The sequence below is a fragment of the Streptomyces sp. NPDC005574 genome (assembly GCF_040605435.1).
In the GTDB taxonomy this organism is placed as follows: domain Bacteria; phylum Actinomycetota; class Actinomycetes; order Streptomycetales; family Streptomycetaceae; genus Streptomyces.
The window spans coordinates 140,505-161,972 of sequence record NZ_JBEXCW010000001.1 but is presented as its reverse complement, the minus strand read 5'-3'; the positions used below and the strand labels follow the sequence as shown (position 1 = coordinate 161,972).

Here is a 21,468-nt window from a genome sequence, read left to right as displayed (position 1 = left end):
CCCGCGACGGCGACCCGTGCGACGCGGACCGCTACCGGAGGGTTCGGCGGACCGGGCGCAGAGCCGTGCAGTAACGCTTCGCCCGCCCGACAGCCTCACGGCCGGGCGGGCGGAGGAACCGCGGCGAACGGGCCGAGGGGCCGACGGGCTCAGGGAAGCGGGCCGAGTGCATCGAACGGTCCGAGCGGATTGGGCGGCCCGAGCGGCCCGGACCCGACCGGGTGGGTCCGGCCGACCGACCGTCCCGCCCCGACTCCCCGCCCCCGTCCCGCCGTCACCGCGTCCTCAGCGCTTGCGTCGCCTGCCTCTGCCACCGTGTGGCGGCGCCGGCCGGGATTCCGCCGTCACCGCCTCGGTGTCGGGCCGGTCGGCGGCTACCACCAGGGCCGCGAGCGCCGTCGTGACGGGCACGGAGGCGACCAGCCCGATCGAGCCGACGAGCGTGCGCACGATCTCCTCCGCGACGAGTTCGCTGTTGGCGACCGCGCCGACGCTGCTCTGCGCGATGGAGAAGAGCAGCAGCAGAGGCAGCGCGGCGCCCGCGTAGGCGAGGACGAGGGTGTTGACGACGGAGGCGATGTGGTCGCGGCCGATGCGGATGCCCGCCCGGTACAGCCCGCGCCGGCCCATCGACGGATTGGCCTCGTGCAGCTCCCAGACCGCGGACGTCTGGGTGACCGTCACGTCGTCGAGGACACCGAGCGAACCGATGATGATGCCGGCGAGCAGCAGACCGCTCAGGTCGATCGACGGATACAGGCCGTGGATCAGACCGGTGTTGTCGTCCGTGTTGCCGGTGAGCGCGGCCCAGCCGTTGAACAGCGAGCCGAGCACACCGATCAGTACCAACGAGATGAGGGTGCCGAGCACGGCCACCGACGTACGGGCCGACAGACCGTGACACAGGTACAGGGCGATGAGCATGATGGCGCTCGCCCCGACCACCGCCACGACCAGGGGATTCGAGCCCTGCAGGATCGCCGGCAGGATGAAGAGGGTCAGCACCAGGAAGCTGGCGGCCAGTGCGACCAGCGCCATGACGCCACGCAGCCGGCCCACCACCACGACGGCCACCGCGAAGATGCCGGCGAGCAGGGCCATCGGGAACCTGCGGTTGACGTCGGTGACCGAGTACTGCAGTTCCTTCGGCGCGGAGGGCTCGTAGGCGACCACGACCTTCTCGTCCTCGTGCAACTGCCGTGACTGGTCCGGCTGGACGACCTCGGTGAAGGTACGGCCCTTGTCGTCGCCGCTGTCGACCCGGATCGTCGCCTTCTTGCAGGTGCCGCCGGACTGTTGCTGGGCGGCCGAGCCCCCGGCGGTGGGGGTGCCACCGGTGGAACTGCCCGCCGAGGCGTTCACCGACGCGCAGCTCACGCTCACGACCTCGGTGACGGTGGCGTGCTGGGTCTGCCGGTCGAAACCGACGCCGGTGCGCTGGTGCGGAGGGGCACCGCCCGGCCACAGCACCACGAGCCCGACCACCACCGCCATGCCGAACGGGATGAGGATCGCGGCGATGACCTTGCGCAGATGCTTCGACACGGGCGCGGCCGGCCCATGACTGTGTGAGTGTCCGTGCCCACCGGTGGACCCGTGCTCGTGCCCGCCGCCGGAGCCCGGGTCGTGGCCACCGGAGCCCGGCCGGTGGTCGTGACCGCCCCCGGACCCCGGTCCGGGCTGGTGCCCGCCACCGCCTCGGGAGCCCGGTCCATGGTCGTGCCCGTCACCGAAACCCGGCCCGTGCTCGCCGCCGGGACCCCGGCCGTAGCCGTTCCCGCCCCCGTCGCCATGGCCGTTGCCGTAGCCGTTGCCCTGGCCGGGCTCGCGGCGCGGCTCGTGCGGGGGGTAGGGAGGCTGGTGTGTCGTGGTCACCGCCCGATCATCGCAAGAACGCCGGGGGCCCTCTGTTCACCGCGCCCGAATTGACGCTAGCGTGGAGGCACCTTTGCACACGCGGGAGCTCGGAGCACCGGGCTGAGAGGGCGCTGACCTCCGTCTTCGCGGTGTTTCAGAGAGACGTCACCCGAACCGAGTGATGTTTCACATGAAACATCGGCAGACGGACATCGCTGCGTCGACCGCCGAACCTGTTACCGGGTAATGCCGGCGTAGGGAGTAGGTCTCATGACCAACAAGGACGCACGCACGCCTGCCTCCACACAGATTCCGACGGAGCCTCCGAAGGAGAGCGCGACGAGCGGAGAGAACGGCGAGAGCGGGAAGTCCATCGGCTGGCACAAGGGATACGTCGACGGTTCCCGCCCCGATCTGCGGGTGCCGGTCCGTCAGGTGCACCTGACCAACGGGCGGTCGGTCACGCTGTACGACACCTCGGGGCCGTACACCGATCCTCTCGTCGACACCGATGTCCGGCGGGGACTGCCCCCACTACGGGAGAACTGGATCGTCGCCCGCGGTGACACCGAGGAGTACCCGGGCCGGCCTGTCCGGCCCGAGGACGACGGCCTCAAGCACACCGCGCCGCGCGGCGGCCTGCGCAACCTCGACGCGGTCTTCCCCGGCCGGCCGCGCCAGCCGCGCCGCAGCCGGGACGGCGGGGCGGTCACGCAGCTCGCGTACGCGCGGCGCGGCGAGGTCACACCCGAGATGGAGTACGTGGCCATCCGGGAGAACATGTCGCCCGAGGTGGTTCGCGAAGAGATCGCGGCCGGGCGGGCGGTGCTGCCGGCCAACGTGAACCACCCGGAGATCGAGCCGATGATCATCGGCAAGCGGTTCCTGGTGAAGGTGAACGCCAACATCGGCAATTCGGCGGTGACTTCCTCCATCGAGGAGGAGGTCGAGAAGATGACGTGGGCGACCCGCTGGGGCGCCGACACGGTCATGGACCTGTCCACCGGCCGCAACATCCACACCACCCGCGAGTGGGTGCTGCGCAACTCCCCCGTCCCCATCGGGACGGTGCCGCTCTACCAGGCGTTGGAGAAGGTGGACGGCCGGGCCGAGGAGCTGACCTGGGAGATCTACAAGGACACGGTCGTCGAACAGGCCGAGCAGGGCGTGGACTACATGACGGTCCACGCGGGCGTGCGCCTGCCGTACGTACCGCTGACGGCCAACCGCAAGACCGGCATCGTCTCCCGTGGCGGCTCGATCATGGCCGCCTGGTGCCTCGCGCACCACAAGGAGAGCTTCCTGTACGAGAACTTCGAGGAACTCTGCGAGATCCTCGCGGCCTACGACGTCACGTACTCGCTGGGCGACGGCCTCAGGCCGGGCTCGATCGCGGACGCCAACGACGAGGCCCAGTTTGCGGAGTTGAGGACACTCGGGGAACTCAACCGGATCGCGAAGCGTTTTCATGTACAGACGATGATCGAAGGCCCGGGACACGTCCCGATGCACAAGATCAAGGAGAACATCGACCTTCAGCAGGAGATCTGCGATGAAGCTCCGTTCTATACCCTCGGCCCGCTGACCACGGACGTCGCGCCGGCGTACGACCACATCACCTCCGGCATCGGTGCCGCGATGATCGCCTGGTGGGGCACGGCCATGCTCTGCTACGTCACGCCCAAGGAGCACCTGGGCCTGCCCAACCGTGACGACGTCAAGACCGGTGTCATCACCTACAAGATCGCCGCCCACGCGGCCGACCTCGCCAAGGGTCACCCCGGTGCCCAGGAGTGGGACGACGCGCTGTCCGACGCCCGCTTCGAGTTCCGCTGGGAGGACCAGTTCAACCTGGCTCTCGACCCGGACACGGCAAGGGAGTTCCACGACGAGACCCTGCCCGCCGAACCCGCCAAGACGGCCCACTTCTGCTCCATGTGCGGGCCGAAGTTCTGCAGCATGAAGATCAGCCACAGCATCACGCGGCAGTTCGGCGGCGCGGCGGCAGAAGGGGCTTCGCCCGACGAGATCGCCGAGGGGATGCTGCAGAAGTCGAAGGAGTTCGCGGCGAGCGGGAGCCGGGTCTACCTGCCGATCGCCGACTGAGCCCCACCGCCGACCGGCCCGCGCACGCGGCGTCCAGGGCCGGCGGGTGCGGACCGGTTCTGGACGAGGGCCCGGTCCGCGACCCGGGACACCTCCGAAGCCGGGGAGGTGTCCCTCCGGCGTCCCGGCCCGCAGACTGGCCGTATGACAGCGAGATCAATGAGCAAGGGCGCCAACCTGCCGATCGGCTCCTCGTCCGTGCGCGCCGAGCTCGCCTGGTCCGAGGGGCCCGGCGTGCCGGACGCCGACGCCTCGGCGCTGCTGCTCACCGGCGCCGGACGCGTGCGTGACGACGGTGACTTCGTCTTCTACAACCAGCCGCAGCACGCGTCGGGTGCCGTACGGCATCTCGGGAAGCGGAAGGCTGCCGGCCTCACGACCGACACGGTCGAGGTGGACCTGCGGACGGTGGAACCCGCCGTGGAACGGGTCGTGTTGTGCGCGTCGGCCGACGGCGGCACGTTCGGTCAGATGCCCGGACTGACGCTGAGGCTGCTCGACTCCGGCACCGGGGAGGAGCTGGCCCGCTTCGATCCGCAGGCCACGACGGAGACTGCGTTCATCGGCGGCGAACTGTACCTGCGGCAGGGACAGTGGAAGTTCCGTGCGGTAGGGCAGGGGTACGCGTCGGGACTCGCGGGGCTGGCCACCGACTTCGGCATCTCCGTGGAGGCCGACTCCCCGGCCACGGCCGCGTCCCCCGTGCCGGCCGCGCCGCCCGTACCGGCCTCACCACCGGTACCGTCCGCGCCCCCGGTCCGCGCCTCGCCGCCCTCGCCGGCGGCACCCACAGCCAAGCCGGCCGGCCCCACCGCGCCGACGGCCGACACCCGCCCGGCGCGGGATGAGGCGCGCCTGCCCGTGGACATGCGCAAGCGGCTGTCCCTGCGCAAGGAGCAGGTGGCGGTCAGTCTGCGCAAGCACGGCGCCGCCGGTGTCACCGCGCGGATCGTGCTGGTCCTGGACGCCTCGGGCTCCATGTCCTTCCTGTACTCGAAGGGCGTGGTCGCCGACGTGGTGGAGCGGATGGCCGCGGTCGCCGCGCAGCTGGACGACGACGGGGAGATGCAGGCGTGGACGTTCGCCTCGCAGGCGGCCCGGCTGCCCGACCTGCGTCTGGGTGAGCTTCCCGACTGGCTGCGCCTCCATGTCCGGGTCGGAGAACTGAGTCTCTTCCGCCGCAACCGCAAACCGAGGAAGGGACTGGAGCCCGGGCAGGTGGACATGCGGGCGGTCGGTATCCAGAACGAGGAGCAGAAGGCGATCGCCCAGGTACGGCAGTACGTCCGTGAGAACCCGACCACGGCTCCCACGCTGGTGCTGTTCTTCTCCGACGGAGGCGTCTACCGCAACGCCGAGATCGAGCGGGAGCTCCGGGAGGCGGTGGAGGAGCCGATCTTCTGGCAGTTCGTGGGTCTCGGCCGGTCCAACTACGGCGTGCTGGAGCGACTCGACACCATGCCCGGCCGCAGGGTCGACAACGTCGGGTTCTTCGCCGTCGACGACATCAGCACCGTGCCCGACCCGGAACTCTACGACCGGCTGCTGTCCGAGTTCCCGGACTGGATGACCGCCGCCGGCCGGGCCGGCATCCTCTGATCCGGCTCCGCCGGGCCCCGCACGGTGCCGTGGACGGCCGGTCGTCGGCTTGCGCTCCCGAGGCGGGGCCCTCCGTGCGGAGGGATGCCCCGGGGCGGGGGCGCAAGCCGGCCGCTACTCCGGCTGGTGGTCCGGCCCTCCGAAGTCCGGGCTGGTGTAGTCCGGGCTCGAGAAGCTCGGACGCGGGCCCGCGGGACCGTCGTCGGGGCTGCTGAAGCCCGGTCGGCCGTAACCGAGGTGCGGCATGCGGCCGGTGGGTGCCGGCGGGGCCGCACGGTGCAGTGCGCCGCTGTCGGGGTCGGCCAGTGCCTCCCGCAGGAACGGCAGGAGGCCGCGCTCCAGGAGGGCCTCGCGCCAGGTGTCCCCGGCCCGGGCCACTTCCGCGCTCATCTCGCCGTACGGTCCGGCGCTGAGCGAGGGCCTGTTGCGCAGCGCCGTCAGCAGGAGCCCGACGGCGGCGACCAGGATCGCGGCCGCGGTGACGGCCCCGAACACCCAGCCTGCGGTGATCATGGTCTGGGCGAACGCCGGCTCGGGGTCCAGCATCTTCAGGATGTACCCCACGAGCAGGAAGATCGCCGCGGCGGTTCCGGCGAGGACGGGGGCGAGGACCGCGACGACGGCGACGGCGCCCGCGCCGGCGGTCTCGGCGACCTCCCCCATGGTGGTGGCGAGCCCCATCGCGGTCGCGCCCGGCTCCCCCGGGCCGGTTTCGCGAACGGCCGAGGGGGTGGACGGCGCCGGCTGGCGCAGTTCCTCGCGGACCTTGACGTAGTGCTGGTACTCGGTCGCCGCGGCCGCCGTGATGAGTGCGGTGGCGTTGAGCGCCATGGTGCGCAGCTGTTCGGTGTTGAGCCGCTGTCCGACAGCGGCCAGTTCCGGGCGGTGTGGGGCGGAGCGCAGCGCCTCATCGAGGATCCGCTCGTATTCCTGGCGGTCCTCGCTCAGCAGGTGCTGCGGAACGCTGTTCATCTGCATCCCCCGATGCTCCGTAGGGCTTGTGGCTCGCATGACGACGAGCCGTCGGGCAGAAACGGAGGGGAGCCTGCTACGGATAAGCCGATGGTAGAGCGGCGACGGCACTAGGTGACAGGGGGTTTGCAGAAATTGGCCCCCGGCCGGCGCCGCCGCCCGTGGGTCCGCCGCGGGGTGTTTGCCGGGTGAATACTCAGTTGTCCAGGGGAAGTTGCTGGACCAGCAGCTTTCCGGCCATGGTCACTCCGCCGTCCATCGCGATGGCGAGTCCGTCGGCGTAGACGTGCGGGCCCTCGACCAGGGGATCGGTCGTGTCCTCGTCGTCCTCGGAGCCCACCTCGCCCAGCAGGTACGGGATGGGGCTGTGGCCGTGAACGATGCGGGTACCGCCGTAGGTGTCCAGCAGGGAGCGCACCGCGTCGGCGCCGCCCTCGTCGCGGAAGGAGAAGCGCTTGGTGAACTTGCGGAACAGGTCCCACACCTCGTCCGCGTCGTTGCGGGTGATCGTCTCGCGGACCGTGTCGTTGACCGCCTCGATGGAGTCGCCGTAGTCGAGGTAGGCGGTGGTGTCCGAGTGGACGAGGAGATGGCCGTCGACCTCCTCCACGGCGTCGAGGCGGGCCATCCACTGGAGGTGGTGGTCCTGAAGGCGGTCCATGTCGGTCTTCTGGCCGCCGTTGAGGAGCCAGGCCGCCTGGAAGGTGGCGGTGCCCGCCCCGGAGTGGACGGGGGTGTCGCCGAACCGCTTGGCGCCGAGCAGCAGCAGTTCGTGATTGCCCATCAGGGCCTTGCAGTAGCCGCCCGCCGCGGCGGCCTCGGCGGACAGCCGCATCACGAGGTCGATGACCCCGATGCCGTCGGGGCCGCGGTCGGTGAAGTCGCCGAGGAACCACAGCCGGGCCGTGCCCGCGCACCAGTTCCCCTCGGCGTCGACGAGGCCCTTCTCCCGGAGCGCGGCCAGCAACTCGTCGATGTAGCCGTGCACGTCGCCGACGACGAACAGGGGCCCCGGCCCGTCGCTGGACTGCGGGGCCGCTGCGGGCGCCGGGTCGACCGGCACCTGAAGCGTGTCACCGCGGTTGATGACGGGCAGGTCGCGCTGTGTGGGCGTGTACCCGTCCGGATGCTCCACCGGCTCCTCCACGGGTCTGACGGCGCCCTCGGCGTGCGCGCTGTAGGAGTACGGCCCGGCCTCGTGGACGTACGCCGGTACCCGGAAGTCGCGCAACGTCGCCGTCCGCTCCGCCTCGGGTCCCTGACCGGCCCCCTGAGTCATCGACCCCTCCACCATCGCGCCGCATCTGCACCGCATCGGACTGCCTGGTCGCAGCGGCCCGCGGTGTCGTGGGCCCATCATAGGAATGCGGATCGCGCCGTGTGATGACCCAGGGGTGGTGAATCAGAGCGGGACTCCGGTTCACCGCGGCTTTCGCCCCGGTTGGGCAGGGCTTCGGCCGCCTCACGACCGCCCGTCTACTTCTCCTCGGGCGATCGCGGCGGGCTGACGGTCGTGCGCGGAGGACGTCGCTGGGACGAGGTACGCACGATCAGTTCGGTCGGTATCACCTGTTCGACCGGCTGGTCCGAGTCGACGCCCTCGATGGCGTCGATGAGGAGCTGGACCACCGCCGTGCCGATCCGGCGCGGCTTGAGGGAGAGCGTGGTGATGGGCGGTTCGGTGTTGGCGTACACGGTGGACTCGCTGCAGCAGACGAGCAGCAGTTCCTCGGGGACGCGCAGCCCGTAGCGGCGCGCGGCGGCGAGCAGGTCGGTGCCGTTCGGGTCGAACAGGCCGTAGACCGCGTCTGGCCGGTCGGGACGGGCGAGCAGCCGGTCGGCGGCGACGGCGCCCGCGCACGGATCGTGCGCCGGGTAGGACTCGTACACCGGGTCCTGGCCGACCCGCTCGCACCAGCGCAGGTAGGCGGTGGTCGACAGATGGGTGTAGGTGTCGGTGCTGGTCCCGGTCAGCAGGCCGATACGGCGGGCGCCCGCGTCGGCCAGGTGGTCGAGGATGCCGAGGACGGCGGCCTCGTGGTCGTTGTCGACCCAGGCGGTGACCGGGAGCGAGCCGGCCGGGCGGCCGTCGGAGACGACGGGTAACCCCTGCCGGACGAGCTCGCTGACCACCGGGTCGTGGTCGGACGGGTCGATGACCACGGTCCCGTCGAGGGCGACGTTCGACCACACGTCGTGGCGCGAGGTCGCCGGGAGGATGACGAGGGCGTAGCCGCGGGCGAGCGCGGCGGAGGTGGCGGCGCGCGCCATCTCGGCGAAGTACGCGAACTCGGTGAAGGTGAAAGGCTCGTCCCCGTACGTCGTCACGGTCAGGCCGATCAGTCCGGACTTGCCGGTACGGAGCGTGCGTGCCGCCGCCGACGGGCGGTACCCGAGCCGGTCGGCGACCTCCCGGACATGCCGGCGGGTGGCGTCCGGGAGCCTGCCCTTCCCGTTGAGGGCGTCGGAGACGGTCGTGATGGAGACTCCGGCGGCGGCGGCCACGTCCCTGATGCCCGCCCGGCCCGGCCGGCTGCCTCGGCGTGAGGTTTCCGCGCGGCTCACCTGGTGCTTCCCTGCTGCTGTCATGGCGAGCCGATAGTAGGGCTCATGCGGTGGGGTAGGGCGGACGCATATGCACGCGTTGACAGGCACGTTTCTGCAAGGCCACAGCTACCGAATTGCCTTTGATATCAAGGGACTTGAACGGTTCAATGCCAGGACGTGACGCGACGGCCCGCACCGGCCTGCCAAGTACCCCATGTCTCGAAGAGGTCTCAACTCACCTGCACGAGGGATGCGCGCCACGGCGTGAGCCACCCGCGCATAGATATATGTAGCCGCGCCCCCCGATTCGTGGGGCTTCGTACGGTGATGCCCCTGGTGCTGGTGTGACTCGTGAGGTTTCCGGCCCGGACCTGCGGGAGGCCGTCGCCCACCTGTACGCAGCGGAGCGGAATCCTCATAAGGTGAGCAGTATTGGAAGCCGGCGGTGGTGACGGTCCGCCGGTGGTCGCGAGGAGGACTGCGGTGAGCGAGACGAGCCCCAAGCTGCGTGCCGAGCTGGAGGGTATCCCCACCTACAAGCCGGGCAGGCCCGCCGCGTCCGGTGGTCCGGCCGCGTACAAGCTGTCCTCCAACGAGAACCCCTACCCTCCACTGCCGGGCGTGATGGAGACGGTGACGGGCGCCGCCTCCTCGTTCAACCGGTACCCGGACATGGCGTGCACGGGCCTGATGGACGAACTGGCCGAGCGGTTCGCGGTGCCCCTCTCCCATCTGGCGACCGGGACCGGCTCGGTCGGCGTCGCCCAGCAGCTGGTGCAGGCCACCTCCGGACCGGGCGACGAGGTGATCTACGCCTGGCGGTCCTTCGAGGCGTACCCGATCATCACGCAGGTCAGCGGCGCGACCGCGGTGCAGGTGCCGCTGACGCCGGGGGACGTGCACGACCTGGACGCGATGGCGGCCGCCATCACCGACCGGACGCGGCTGATCTTCGTCTGCAACCCCAACAACCCGACGGGCACGGTCGTGCGGCGGGCCGAGCTGGAACGGTTCCTCGACCGGGTGCCCGGCGACGTGCTGGTGGTGCTGGACGAGGCGTACCGCGAGTTCATCCGCGACATGGAGGTCCCGGACGGTGTGACGCTGTACCGGGACCGGCCCAACGTCTGCGTCCTGCGCACCTTCTCCAAGGCGTACGGCCTCGCCGGCCTGCGCGTGGGGTTCGCCATCGCCCACGAGCCGGTCGCGGCGGCGCTGCGCAAGACGGCCGTGCCGTTCGGTGTGAGCCAGCTCGCCCAGGACGCGGCCGTCGCCTCGCTGCGCGCCGAGGACGAGCTGCTCGGCCGGGTCGGCTCGCTGGTCTGCGAACGGACGCGGGTGGTCGACGCGCTGCGGGGCCAGGGCTGGACGGTTCCCGAGACGCAGGCCAACTTCGTGTGGCTGCGGCTGGGGGAGTCCACGGTCGCCTTCGCGGCCGCCTGTGAGCAGGCGGGCGTGGTGGTGCGGCCCTTCGCGGGCGAGGGCGTGCGGGTCACGATCGGCGAGAACGAGGCCAACGACATCTTCCTGCGCGTGGCGGAAGGTTTCCGCAAGGAGCTCTAGCGGCGGCGGCGCGGGCCCGAGCGGCCGACCGGGTCCGAGGTTCGAGGCTCCGGGCGGGGGCCCACCGGTGAACTCACCGGTGGGCCCCCGCCCGTTTCCGGTTTCCGGTGGACGTCGGGGACCTCCGGGGGACCTCGGGGACCCGTGCGAGGGCCGAAGGGCCCTAGAGGGACCCCCTGTCGATTGTCGAAAATCAGTGCGCCATAATGGCTTGTGAATGTGAACGCGTTCACAAGCGTGTCCCGGTTGCTCCCGTGATGCGTATGACAAAAGGGGCAGACTGCTGCCGTGTGGCGGCAACGTAAAGGAGACTGACGACGTGGACCTGGCTTTGGCGCCGGAGACTCTGGCGCGTTGGCAGTTCGGCATCACCACCGTCTACCACTTCCTGTTCGTCCCCCTGACGATCTCGCTTGCCGCTCTCACGGCCGGGCTGCAGACCGCCTGGGTGCGTACCGAGAACGAGAAGTACCTCAGGGCGACCAAGTTCTGGGGCAAGCTCTTCCTGATCAACATCGCGATGGGCGTGGTCACCGGCATCGTGCAGGAGTTCCAGTTCGGCATGAACTGGTCCGACTACTCCCGCTTCGTCGGTGACGTCTTCGGAGCCCCGCTCGCCTTCGAGGCCCTGATCGCCTTCTTCTTCGAGTCCACGTTCATCGGCCTGTGGATCTTCGGCTGGGACAAGCTGCCCAAGAAGATCCACCTGGCCTGCATCTGGATGGTCTCGATCGGCACGATCCTGTCGGCGTACTTCATCCTGGCGGCCAACTCCTGGATGCAGCACCCCGTCGGCTACCGGATCAACAAGGCCAGGGGGCGCGCCGAGCTCACGGACTTCTGGCAGGTGCTGACCCAGAACACCGCGCTGGCCCAGGCCTTCCACACGCTGGCCGCCTCCTTCCTGACCGGCGGCGCGTTCATGGTCGGCATCGCGGCCTTCCATCTGTTCCGCAAGAAGCACGTGCGGGTGATGAAGACGTCACTGCGGCTGGGCCTGGTCACCGTGGCGATCGCCGGCCTGCTCACCGCGGTCAGCGGGGACACGCTGGGCAAGGTCATGTTCAAGCAGCAGCCGATGAAGATGGCCGCCGCCGAGGCCTTGTGGGACGGCCAGAACGCCGCGCCCTTCTCGATCTTCGCGTACGGGGACGTCAGCAAGGGGCACAACTCCGTCGAACTGTCGGTCCCGGGAATACTGTCCTTCCTCGCCGACGACGACTTCAACTCCTACGTCCCCGGCATCAACGACACCAACAAGGCCGAGCAGCAGAAGTACGGTCCCGGCGACTACCGCCCGATCATCCCCGTCACCTTCTGGGCGTTCCGCTGGATGATCGGCTTCGGCATGGCGTCCTTCGCGATCGGCCTGGCCGGGCTGTGGCTGACCCGGGGGAAGTTCCTGCTGCCCCAGCACCTGAGGGTCGGCGAGGACGAGGTGCCGCACCTGGTCCTGTTCAGGAACAAGGCGCTCGGCCCGAAACTCACCAGGCTGTACTGGCTGGTCGCGATCTGGACCCTGGGCTTCCCGCTGATCGCCAACTCCTGGGGCTGGATCTTCACCGAGATGGGCCGCCAGCCGTGGGTCGTCTACGGCGTGCTGCAGACCAGGGACGCGGTCTCCCCCGGTGTCTCCCAGGGCGAGATCCTCACCTCGATGCTCGTCTTCACCGCGCTGTACGCCGTTCTCGCCGTCATCGAGGTCAAGCTGCTCGTGAAGTACGTCAAGGCCGGGCCGCCCGAGCTCACCGACGCCGACCTCAACCCGCCCACGAAGATCGGCGGCGACACCCGTGACGCCGACAAGCCGATGGCCTTCTCCTACTAGGCCCAGGGAGCTGCTGAGTCATGGAACTCCACGACGTCTGGTTCGTCCTCATCGCGGTCCTGTGGACCGGCTACTTCTTCCTGGAGGGCTTCGACTTCGGAGTCGGCATCCTCACCAGGCTGCTGGCCCGGGACCGTCCCGAGAAGCGGGTGTTGATCAACACGATCGGCCCGGTGTGGGACGGCAACGAGGTGTGGCTGCTCACGGCCGGCGGCGCGACCTTCGCCGCCTTCCCCGAGTGGTACGCCACTCTCTTCTCCGGGTTCTACCTCCCCCTGCTGGTCATCCTGGTCTGCCTGATCGTCCGGGGCGTCGCCTTCGAATACCGCGCGAAGCGGCCCGAGGAGAACTGGCAGCGCAACTGGGAGACCGCGATCTTCTGGACCTCGCTGATCCCGGCGTTCCTGTGGGGCGTGGCCTTCGGCAACATCGTGCACGGCGTGAAGATCGACCGGAACTTCGAGTACGTCGGCACCCTGTGGGACCTGCTCAACCCGTACGCGCTGCTCGGTGGACTGGTGACGCTGACGCTGTTCACCTTCCACGGTGCCGTGTTCACGGCGCTCAAGACGGTCGGTGACATCCGGGAGCGGGCCCGCAAGCTGGCCCTGCGGGTCGGCCTCCTCGCCGCCGTGGTCGCACTGGTCTTCCTGCTCTGGACGCAGGTGGACAGCGGGGACGGCAAGAGCCTGGTCGCGATGGCCGTGGCGGTCGCCGCACTGGTCGCGGCGCTGCTGGCCAACCAGGCCGGACGCGAGGGGTGGTCGTTCGCCCTGTCCGGGGTCACCATCGTGGCCGCTGTGGCGATGCTGTTCCTGACCCTCTTCCCGAACGTCATGCCGTCCTCGCTCAACGAGGACTGGAGCCTCACGGTCACCAACGCCTCGTCGAGCCCGTACACCCTCAGAATCATGACCTGGTGTGCGGGGATCGCCACGCCGCTCGTCCTGCTCTACCAGAGCTGGACCTACTGGGTGTTCCGCAAGCGGATCGGCACCCAGCACATCGCCGAAGCCGCACACTGAGTCCGACGTGGAGGGGTGTGTCCGGTGTTTCACGTGAAACACCCCTCTCTGGGCCGAAGGGCATGTTTCACGTGAAACCGATCGATCCCCGTCTTCTCCGGTACGCACACGCCACACGTCACTTCCTGGTGGCGGTCGTCGGGCTCGGAGTCGTCGGTGCGGGACTGGTCATCGCGCAGGCGATGCTCATCGCCGAGATCGTCGTGGGGGCGTTCCAGCACGGGATGTCGGCCACCGAACTGCGCTCTCCGCTGCTGCTGTTGGTGGCCGTGGCGGTCGGTCGTGCCCTGGTCTCCTGGCTCACCGGACTCGCCGCGCACCGGGCGAGCGCGGCGGTGAAGTCGGAGCTGCGCGGGAGGCTGCTGGAGCGCGCGGTGGCGCTCGGTCCCGGTTGGCTCGGCGGACAGCGCACCGGGTCGCTGGTCGCTCTCGCCACCCGAGGCGTGGACGCCCTCGACGACTACTTCTCGCGCTATCTGCCGCAGTTGGGGCTCGCGGTGGTCGTGCCGGTGGCGGTGCTGGCCAGGATCGTGACCGAGGACTGGGTCTCGGCCGCCCTCATCGTCGCGACCCTGCCGCTGATACCGGTCTTCATGGTGCTGATCGGCTGGGCCACGCAATCCCGGATGGATCGGCAGTGGCAACTGCTGTCCCGGCTGTCCGGGCACTTCCTGGACGTCGTCGCCGGGCTGCCGACCCTCAAGGTGTTCGGACGGGCCAAGGCGCAAGCGGAGTCGATCCGGCGGATCACCGACGAGTACCGGCAGGCGACGATGCGTACCCTGCGCATCGCCTTCATCTCGTCGTTCGCCCTGGAACTGCTCTCCACTCTCTCGGTGGCCCTGGTCGCCGTGACGATCGGGATGCGGCTCGTGCACGGCGAGATGGACCTGTACATCGGCCTCGTCATCCTCGTCCTCGCGCCCGAGGCCTATCTGCCTCTGCGTCAGGTGGGGGCGCAGTACCACGCGGCGGCGGAGGGGCTGGCCGCCGCCGAGGAGATCTTCGCGGTGCTCGAGACACCGGTGCCGGCCGCGGGGACCGGCGCCGTGCCGCGGGGCGCCCTGACCTTCGACGGCGTCACGGTCCGCTACCCGGGCAGGTCCGGGGACGCGGTGTCGGAGGTGTCCCTCGCCGTCGAGCCGGGGGAGACGGTCGCGCTCGTCGGACCGAGCGGTACGGGCAAGTCGACGCTGCTGAACGTACTGCTGGGGTTCGTACGGCCCAGTCGTGGGCGGGTCCTGGTCGGGGATACCGACCTCGCCGAGATCGATCTCGCGCAGTGGCACGCCCAGATCGCGTGGGTGCCGCAGCGGCCCCAGTTGTTCGCGGGGACGATCACCGAGAACGTACGGCTGGCCCGGCCCGACGCGGACCAGGCCGCCGTACGGCGTGCGCTCGCGGACGCGGGCGCGCTGGATTTCGTGGACGCGCTGCCCGAGGGCGCCGACACGCGGCTGGGTGAGGACGGGGCCGGGCTGTCCGCCGGGCAGCGGCAGCGGCTCGCGCTGGCCCGGGCGTTCCTCGCGGACCGGCCGGTGCTGCTGCTCGACGAGCCGACGGCCGCGCTGGACGGGGCGACGGAGGCCGAGGTCGTGGCCGCGGTGCGGCGACTGGCCGTCGGACGAACCGTGCTGCTGGTGGTCCACCGACCGGCGTTGCTGGCGGTGGCCGACCGGGTGGTGCGGCTGGAGGACGGCATGCACGACGGAACCGCCGTCCCCGTGCAGAGTCCCACCCTCGCGGAACGGCTCGCGGAGTCCGAGGCCCACCGGATCGAGGAGGGACCGGCCGCGGACGCGGGACACGCCCCGACCGGGACACCGCAGCCGGTCACCGGCGCACCCGGTGTCCTGGGCCGGGTGCGCGCCCTGTCCGGCGCCCGTCGCGGCCGCCTCGTCCTCGCCCTGCTGCTCGGAAGCCTCGCCCTGGGTAGTGCCGTCGGTCTCATGGCCACATCGGGATGGCTCATCTCCCGGGCCTCGCAGCAGCCACCGGTGCTGTACCTCATGGTGGCCGTGACGGCGACGCGGGCCTTCGGCATCGGACGGGCCGTCTTCCGCTATGGCGAGCGGCTCGTGTCGCACGACGCCGTCCTGCGGATGCTGGCCGACACCCGGGTCGCCGTGTACCGGCGGCTGGAGCGGCTGGCGCCCGCCGGACTGCGCCGCACCCGCCGGGGCGACCTGCTCTCCCGGCTGGTCTCCGACGTCGACGCCCTCCAGGACTACTGGCTGCGCTGGCTGCTGCCCGCCGGCGCCGCCGTGACGGTGTCCGCCGCGGCCGTCGCGTTCACGGCCTGGCTGCTGCCCCTGGCCGGCGTCGCGCTCGCGGCCGGACTGCTGGCCGCGGGCGCCGGGGTTCCGCTGGTCACGAGTGCCGTGGCACGGCGGGCCGAACGCCGGCTGGCCCCCGCCCGCGGGGCGCTGGCCACCCGGGTGACGGACCTGCTCACCGGCACCGCCGAACTGACCGTCGCCGGAGCCCTGCCCGCCCGCACCGCCGAGGCACGCAGGGCCGACGGCACCCTCACCCGCATCTCCTCACGCGCCGCGACCGCCGCCGCGCTCGGCGACGGACTCACGGCACTGCTCTGCGGCCTGACCGTCGCGGCCACGGCGCTCCTCGGCGCCCAGGCGGTCGCCGGTGGACGGCTGAGCGGGGTGGCCATGGCCGTCGTCGTTCTCACACCGCTGGCCGCGTTCGAGGCCGTCCTCGGGATGCCGCTCGCCGCGCAGCACCGGCAGCGGGTGGCCCGGAGCGCGGAGCGCGTGTTCGAGGTCCTGGACGCCCCCGAGCCCGTACGGGAGCCGGAGCAGCCTTGTCAGGCGCCCGGCTCACCGTTCCCGGTCGTGATCGAGGGCCTGGCCGCCCGCCACCCCGGACAGGACCGGGACGCCCTCTCCGGACTCGACCTCACGCTCGCGGAGGGCCGCAGGGTCGCCGTGGTGGGGACCTCCGGGTCCGGCAAGACCACCCTGGCCCAGGTGCTGCTGCGCTTCCTGGACGCCGACCGGGGCTCGTACACGCTGGGCGGGACGGACGCGAAGACCCTGGACGGCGACGACGTACGGCGGTTCGTGGGACTGTGCGCGCAGGACGCGCACCTCTTCGACAGCTCGGTGCGCCAGAACCTGCTGCTCGCGAAGAAAGCCGCGACCGAGGACGAACTGCGCTGCGCCCTCGCGCGGGCCCGGCTGCTCGACTGGGCCGACAGCCTGCCCGACGGACTCGACACCCTGGTCGGCGAGCACGGGGCCCGGCTGTCGGGCGGGCAGCGGCAGCGGCTGGCGCTGGCCCGCGCGCTGCTCGCCGACTTCCCCGTCCTCGTGCTCGACGAGCCCGCCGAGCACCTCGACCTGCCGACGGCCGACGCCCTGACCGCCGACCTGCTGGCCGCGACCGAGGGCCGCACGACCCTGCTCATCACCCACCGGCTGGCCGGTCTTGAGGCCGTGGACGAGGTGGTGGTGCTCGACGCGGGACACGTGGTGCAGCGCGGCACGCACGCCGAACTGAGCCTCGTGGAGGGCCCGCTGCGGGCCATGGCGGAGCGCGAGACGGAGTCCGGACTGCTCACGACGGCGCGCTGAGCGCTCCCGCGACAGACCCGGGGTCCGGTCGGCGGGTACGCCCGGCGGCCGGTCCGCGGGTATGGCCGGTGGCGCGGTACGGGGGCCCTCCGGGCGCCGCCGCGTCACCGCTTCTCGCCGGGCTTCGAGCGGGTCCCCGCGTGGACGGGTACTGGGCCGACCCGGGGACAGGTGTCCCCCAGGTGTACGCCTTGAACAGGACCGGAGTCACCTGGCGGGGTCACGATCGCTGACATGGGGTCATACCGTCGGCGCGCACTGCTCGTTGTGGCACCGCTGTGCGCGGTGGCGATGCTCGCGGCGGGACCCGCCGACGGCTCGGACGCGAGCGACGGCGACACGGGCCGCGACGTCAGCGGCCAGGTGGTGCGGCTGTACGAGGACGCCGCCCTGGCCACTCAGCGGTACGAGGCGGGGCGGGCGGAGGCCGAGACACAACGGGTGACGGCGCTGCGGGCCGAGGCGCCACTGGAACGCGAACGGCGGGAGATCACCGGCCTGCGTGCCGACCTCGGGCGTATCGTCCGGGCCCAGTACCGCACGGGGGGCCTCCCCCTGGTCGCCCAGTTGCTCCTCGCCGACGACCCCGCGGGGCTGTTGGAGGGGCAGCACGCCTTCTCGCGGGCGGACCTCGCCGTCCGCAACGCCATCGGCAGGAGACAGCGCGCCGAGACCCGGCTGGCCGCGGACGAGGCGAGGGCCACGGCGGCCTGGCGGAAGCTGGAGCGGCACAACACCGAACTCGCCGCCCTCAAGGACACCGTCGAGCGGAAACTCGAGGACGCGCGAGGGCGGTTGCAGGGACTGGCGGACGCCTCGGTCGCCGCGGGCTCCTGTCGAGGCGCGGTCCGGCTGGACCAGCCCCAGGCCCCTGCCACCGCTGCGTGGGTAGCCCCCGTCGAGAGGTACACGCTGTCCGCCGGGTTCGGCAGCGACGGCGCGCGCTGGGCGAACCGGCACACCGGGCAGGACTTCGCGGTACCGATCGGCAGCCCGGTTCGCGCGGCAGGCGCCGGCCGGGTGGTGACCGTCTCCTGCGGGGGCCCCTTCGGCATCGAGGTGGTGATCGAGCACGCGGGCGGCTACTACACGCAGTACGCCCACCTCGCGGCCGTCGCCGTCGACCAGGGGGAACGCGTGGCCACCGGGCAGTGGATCGGGCAGTCGGGCACCAGCGGCAACTCCACCGGCCCGCACCTGCACTTCGAGGTACGGATCACCCCCGAGGCGGGCTCGGCCCTGGACCCGGTGCCTTGGCTGGCTCAGCGGGGGGTGCCGCTCGGGTAGGCCGCCCGCCGGCTACTGGTCCGCCGGACCGCCCGGCTGTCGACCACCCGCCGAGGGGGCGGCTCGGCAACAGGCCGCTCGGCACCCGGGCCGTCCGCCGACAGGGCCGCCCGGTGCCTGAGCCGCCCCCCGTGTCAGCGTCGCACCAGCATCCGCTCGATGACGACCGCCACCCCGTCCTCGTTGTTGGCGACCGTGCGCCCCGAGGCGGCGGCGATGACGTCCGGGTGCGCGTTGCCCATGGCGTACGACTGGCCGGCCCAGGTGAGCATCTCCACGTCGTTCGGCATGTCCCCGAAGGCGACGACCTCCTCGTGCGAGATGCCGCGCTCGGCACAGGCCAGAGCGAGGGTGCTGGCCTTGGAGACACCCGGCCCGCTGATCTCCAGCAGGGCGCTCGGGCTGGAGCGGGTGACGTTGGCGCGCTCACCGATGGCGAGCCGGGCCAGCGTCAGGAAGGCGTCCGGGTCGATCTCGGGGTGGTACGCGAGGATCTTGAGAACGGGCTCGCCGGCGCCCGGCGCGTCCGGCGCGAGAAGCCGCTCGGCGGGCGCGAGGGTGTCCGGGGTCTCCATGTGCAGCTTGGGGTAGTCCGGCTCCTGGTAGAAGCCGTACGTCTGCTCCACCGCGTACACCGTGCCCGGCGCCGCCTCCCGCAGCAGACCGACGGCGTCCAGCGCGTTCTCCCGGGCCAGCTCCCGCACCTTCACGAACCGGTGCGCGCCGGGACCGCCGTGCAGGTCGACCACGGCGGCACCGTTCCCGCAGATCGCCAGCCCGTGGCCGTGGACGTGCTCGCTGACCACGTCCATCCAGCGGGCCGGGCGGCCGGTGACGAAGAAGACCTCGATGCCCGCCTCCTCCGCGGCCGCGAGAGCCGCGACCGTGCGCGGAGAGACCGACTTGTCGTCGCGCAGCAGCGTGCCGTCGAGGTCGGTGGCGATCAGCCGCGGCGGGGTGGTGGCGGGCGGGGTCTCGGGCTGTCGGGTAGCTGAGGTCACCGGGCCATTCTCCCGTATATGCGCCCACGCCCGTGCGGCAGTCCGCACACGTGAGTGGATACCGCCCCCACCAGCACCGTCGCGGCCCTGGGGGATCAGCCCAGCTGGGAGGGCGCCTCCATGGCGATCTGCTCGAACACCTTCTCGTCCGCGGCGAAGTCGGAGCCGGGGATGGGCCAGTGGATCACGATGTCGGTGAAGCCCAGCTCCCGGTGGCGGCCCGCGAAGTCCACGAAGGCGTTGAGCGACTCCAGCGGGCGGCCGCGGTCCGGGGTGAACCCCGTCAGCAGGATCTTGTCCAGGCCGGCCACGTCACGCCCGATCTCGGCGCAGGCGTCGGAGAGCTTCCCGATCTGGCCGCGCAGGGCATGCACCGACTGTTCGGGGGTGCCGTCCTCGAACAGCTTGGGGTCACCGGTGGTCACCCACGCCTGTCCGTGCCGGGCGGCGAGCCGCAACCCGCGCGGGCCGGTCGCGGCCACCGCGAAGGGCAGCCGGGGCCGCTGCACACAGCCCGGGATGTTGCGCGCCTCGTGAGCCGAGTAGTAGTCGCCCTCGTAGGAGACCGAGTCCTCGGTCAGCAGCCGGTCCAGCAGCGGCACGAACTCACCGAAACGGGCGGCACGCTCGCGGGGGGTCCACGGGTCCTGTCCGAGCGCGGTCGCGTCGAAACCAGTACCGCCCGCGCCGATGCCGAGCGTCACCCGGCCGCCGGAGATGTCGTCGAGGGAGATCAGTTCCTTGGCGAGGGTCACCGGGTGCCGGAAGTTCGGCGAGGTCACCAGGGTGCCCAGGCGCAGTTGGTCGGTGACGCCGGCGGCAGCGGTCAGCGTCGGCACGGCGCCGAACCAGGGGCCGTCCCGGAAGGTGCGCCAGGACAGGTGGTCGTAGGTGAACGCGGTGTGGAAGCCGAGCTGCTCCGCGCGCTGCCACGACGAACGGCCCCCTTCGTGCCAGCGGAGGTGGGGGAGGATCACGGTGCTCAGGCGCAGGCTCATGATTCGAGCGTATGCGGCGAGCGCGTTTCACGTGAAACAGTCACCGCCGGTCATCGCACGCGCCCGCTCAGCCACGGGGTGAGAGAGGTCAGCGGCACGTACTCCTTGTACGTCCGGTCGCCGGGCAGCGGCACGACCAGGGTGCGGGCCGGCGGGAAACGGCGGGCCTTGACGTAGGCGAGGCCGTCGAAGACGGAGCGGAGGAAGGCCGGTACGTCGTCGCGCGGTATGTCGGGGCACTCGACGCCCTCCACGGTGATCAGCGCGTCGTCCTCGGGGTAGAGCCGCACGCTGACCCGGGGCAGGCCGCCGAACTCGGCGAATGCCTCGTGCGGCAGGGAGCCGTCCGGGTCGGTGGTGACACCGACACCCGCCGCGCTGCGCCGGGACGTCCGGTCGGCGCCGATGTCGTGGGTGACCTCGATCTCGCGGGAGTGGTCCGCGGCGATCGCGCGCAGGGCGTTGACGGCGGCCTCAGTGGTGGGAAGGTGCTCCATACCGCCGATCATGGCGTAAGCGGGCTCAGTGCGACTCGGGGAACCGCAGGTAGCGCGGCGGTACGGCCTTGGTCAGCCACACCCCGTTGGTGCTCCGGTGGAAGATGTGGCCGTCGCGGTGCATGGCCGCCGTGTCCACGGACAGCACGACGGGGCGCCCGCGGCGCGCGCCCACCCGGGTGGCCGTCTCCCGGTCGTGCGAGAGGTGCACGTCGTGCCGGTTCATGGGACGCAGGCCCTCGGCGCGGATCGCGTCAAGGAAGCGCCCCACCGTCCCGTGGTAGAGGTACGACGGCGGGACAGCCGTGGGCAGCCCGAGGTCGACCTCGACGCTGTGGCCCTGGCTGGCGCGGATCCGGGCGCCCTCGACGGCGAAGCGTTGTTTGTCGTTGGCGGCGACCACGTGGTCCAGCTCGTCGCGGGTGAACGTGAATCCGTGCGCGCCGGCCGCGGCGATCAGCGCGTCGATCTCGACCCAGCCGGCCTCGTCCAGCGTCAGCCCGATCCGTTCCGGCTGGTGGCGCAGATGCTTCGAGAGGTACTTCGACACCTTCACGGTGCGTCTTTCATCCATCTCCACAGCGTGCCGGGAGAG

The 21,468-nt window shown here is 71.2% G+C and carries 15 protein-coding genes and 1 riboswitch; of the genes, 7 read left to right on the top strand and 8 right to left on the bottom strand.

Annotated features, from left to right (window positions below):
* Positions 1–285: 285 nt before the first annotated feature.
* Complete coding sequence (locus ABZT03_RS00780; RefSeq protein WP_356031597.1) at positions 286–1,875, bottom strand: YibE/F family protein; 1,590 nt, start codon at positions 1,873–1,875, stop codon at positions 286–288.
* A gap of 71 nt (positions 1,876–1,946) precedes the next feature.
* Positions 1,947–2,135: riboswitch (TPP riboswitch) on the top strand.
* On the opposite strand from ABZT03_RS00780, the gene thiC reads away from it, so the two are divergent.
* Together thiC and ABZT03_RS00770 are read left to right on the top strand one after the other, a co-directional pair.
* Positions 2,128–3,963 (top strand): phosphomethylpyrimidine synthase ThiC, encoded by a 1,836-nt coding sequence (gene thiC, locus ABZT03_RS00775; protein ID WP_356031595.1) that lies wholly within the window; start codon positions 2,128–2,130, stop codon positions 3,961–3,963. Its footprint overlaps the riboswitch before it by 8 nt.
* Positions 3,964–4,107: 144 nt before the next feature.
* Positions 4,108–5,562, top strand: coding sequence for a VWA domain-containing protein (locus tag ABZT03_RS00770; protein WP_356031593.1), 1,455 nt, complete (start codon positions 4,108–4,110; stop codon positions 5,560–5,562).
* A 114-nt stretch (positions 5,563–5,676) separates the two neighbouring features.
* On the opposite strand, the gene ABZT03_RS00765 is transcribed toward ABZT03_RS00770, so the two are convergent.
* The 3 genes from ABZT03_RS00765 to ABZT03_RS00755 all read right to left on the bottom strand — a co-directional run bounded on the left by ABZT03_RS00765 (position 5,677) and on the right by ABZT03_RS00755 (position 9,123).
* Positions 5,677–6,540: a hypothetical protein gene (locus tag ABZT03_RS00765; protein WP_356031591.1), complete on the bottom strand. Its 864-nt coding sequence runs from the start codon at positions 6,538–6,540 to the stop codon at positions 5,677–5,679.
* Positions 6,541–6,730: 190 nt separating this feature from the next.
* Entirely contained in the window at positions 6,731–7,828 is a 1,098-nt protein-coding gene (locus tag ABZT03_RS00760) for a metallophosphoesterase (protein WP_356031589.1), read from the bottom strand.
* A gap of 182 nt (positions 7,829–8,010) precedes the next feature.
* Positions 8,011–9,123 carry a LacI family DNA-binding transcriptional regulator gene (locus ABZT03_RS00755; protein ID WP_356031587.1) on the bottom strand — a complete coding sequence of 371 codons (1,113 nt, stop codon included), beginning with the start codon at positions 9,121–9,123 and terminating at the stop codon, positions 8,011–8,013.
* A 441-nt stretch (positions 9,124–9,564) separates the two neighbouring features.
* Here ABZT03_RS00755 and hisC point away from each other — a divergent pair, with 441 nt between their 5' ends.
* The 5 genes from hisC (at position 9,565) to ABZT03_RS00730 (ending at position 18,377) form a co-directional block, all read left to right on the top strand.
* Positions 9,565–10,644 (top strand): histidinol-phosphate transaminase, encoded by a 1,080-nt coding sequence (gene hisC / locus ABZT03_RS00750; protein WP_356031585.1) that lies wholly within the window; start codon positions 9,565–9,567, stop codon positions 10,642–10,644.
* Positions 10,645–10,963: 319 nt separating this feature from the next.
* Positions 10,964–12,472 carry a cytochrome ubiquinol oxidase subunit I gene (locus ABZT03_RS00745; RefSeq protein WP_356031583.1) on the top strand — a complete coding sequence of 503 codons (1,509 nt, stop codon included), beginning with the start codon at positions 10,964–10,966 and terminating at the stop codon, positions 12,470–12,472.
* A 20-nt stretch (positions 12,473–12,492) separates the two neighbouring features.
* The gene (gene cydB / locus ABZT03_RS00740; RefSeq protein WP_356031581.1) at positions 12,493–13,497 is read left to right on the top strand and encodes a cytochrome d ubiquinol oxidase subunit II; all 1,005 of its coding nucleotides are present in this window, start codon (positions 12,493–12,495) and stop codon (positions 13,495–13,497) included.
* Between the two features lie 62 nt (positions 13,498–13,559).
* Complete coding sequence (gene cydD / locus ABZT03_RS00735) at positions 13,560–17,090, top strand: thiol reductant ABC exporter subunit CydD (RefSeq protein WP_356031579.1); 3,531 nt, start codon at positions 13,560–13,562, stop codon at positions 17,088–17,090.
* 234 nt (positions 17,091–17,324) lie between these two features.
* Entirely contained in the window at positions 17,325–18,377 is a 1,053-nt protein-coding gene (locus tag ABZT03_RS00730) for a M23 family metallopeptidase (protein ID WP_356031577.1), read from the top strand.
* 134 nt (positions 18,378–18,511) lie between these two features.
* Here ABZT03_RS00730 and ABZT03_RS00725 read toward each other — a convergent pair whose 3' ends face one another.
* From ABZT03_RS00725 to ABZT03_RS00710, 4 genes are all read right to left on the bottom strand, one after another.
* Positions 18,512–19,378, bottom strand: coding sequence for a Cof-type HAD-IIB family hydrolase (locus ABZT03_RS00725; protein ID WP_356031574.1), 867 nt, complete (start codon positions 19,376–19,378; stop codon positions 18,512–18,514).
* 95 nt (positions 19,379–19,473) lie between these two features.
* Positions 19,474–20,376 (bottom strand): LLM class flavin-dependent oxidoreductase, encoded by a 903-nt coding sequence (locus tag ABZT03_RS00720; RefSeq protein ID WP_356031572.1) that lies wholly within the window; start codon positions 20,374–20,376, stop codon positions 19,474–19,476.
* 50 nt (positions 20,377–20,426) lie between these two features.
* A complete protein-coding gene (locus ABZT03_RS00715; RefSeq protein ID WP_356031570.1) occupies positions 20,427–20,885 on the bottom strand; it encodes a hypothetical protein in 459 nt (152 codons plus the stop codon).
* Between the two features lie 13 nt (positions 20,886–20,898).
* On the bottom strand, positions 20,899–21,447 hold the full coding sequence (locus tag ABZT03_RS00710; RefSeq protein WP_356031568.1) for an RNA 2'-phosphotransferase: 549 nt from the start codon (positions 21,445–21,447) through the stop codon (positions 20,899–20,901).
* Between the last annotated feature and the right edge of the window lie 21 nt (positions 21,448–21,468).

What these genes read in the sequence shown, in the direction of transcription:
- thiC (WP_356031595.1), top strand. Translation starts at nt 2,128, where the DNA reads ATGACCAACAAGGACGCACGCACGCCTGCCTCCACACAGATTCCGACG.
- ABZT03_RS00770 (WP_356031593.1), top strand. Translation starts at nt 4,108, where the DNA reads ATGACAGCGAGATCAATGAGCAAGGGCGCCAACCTGCCGATCGGCTCC.
- ABZT03_RS00765 (WP_356031591.1), bottom strand. Translation starts at nt 6,540, where the DNA reads ATGCAGATGAACAGCGTTCCGCAGCACCTGCTGAGCGAGGACCGCCAG.
- ABZT03_RS00760 (WP_356031589.1), bottom strand. Translation starts at nt 7,828, where the DNA reads ATGGTGGAGGGGTCGATGACTCAGGGGGCCGGTCAGGGACCCGAGGCG.
- ABZT03_RS00755 (WP_356031587.1), bottom strand. Translation starts at nt 9,123, where the DNA reads ATGACAGCAGCAGGGAAGCACCAGGTGAGCCGCGCGGAAACCTCACGC.
- cydB (WP_356031581.1), top strand. Translation starts at nt 12,493, where the DNA reads ATGGAACTCCACGACGTCTGGTTCGTCCTCATCGCGGTCCTGTGGACC.
- cydD (WP_356031579.1), top strand. Translation starts at nt 13,560, where the DNA reads ATGTTTCACGTGAAACCGATCGATCCCCGTCTTCTCCGGTACGCACAC.
- ABZT03_RS00730 (WP_356031577.1), top strand. Translation starts at nt 17,325, where the DNA reads ATGGGGTCATACCGTCGGCGCGCACTGCTCGTTGTGGCACCGCTGTGC.
- ABZT03_RS00720 (WP_356031572.1), bottom strand. Translation starts at nt 20,376, where the DNA reads ATGAGCCTGCGCCTGAGCACCGTGATCCTCCCCCACCTCCGCTGGCAC.
- ABZT03_RS00715 (WP_356031570.1), bottom strand. Translation starts at nt 20,885, where the DNA reads ATGATCGGCGGTATGGAGCACCTTCCCACCACTGAGGCCGCCGTCAAC.
- ABZT03_RS00710 (WP_356031568.1), bottom strand. Translation starts at nt 21,447, where the DNA reads ATGGATGAAAGACGCACCGTGAAGGTGTCGAAGTACCTCTCGAAGCAT.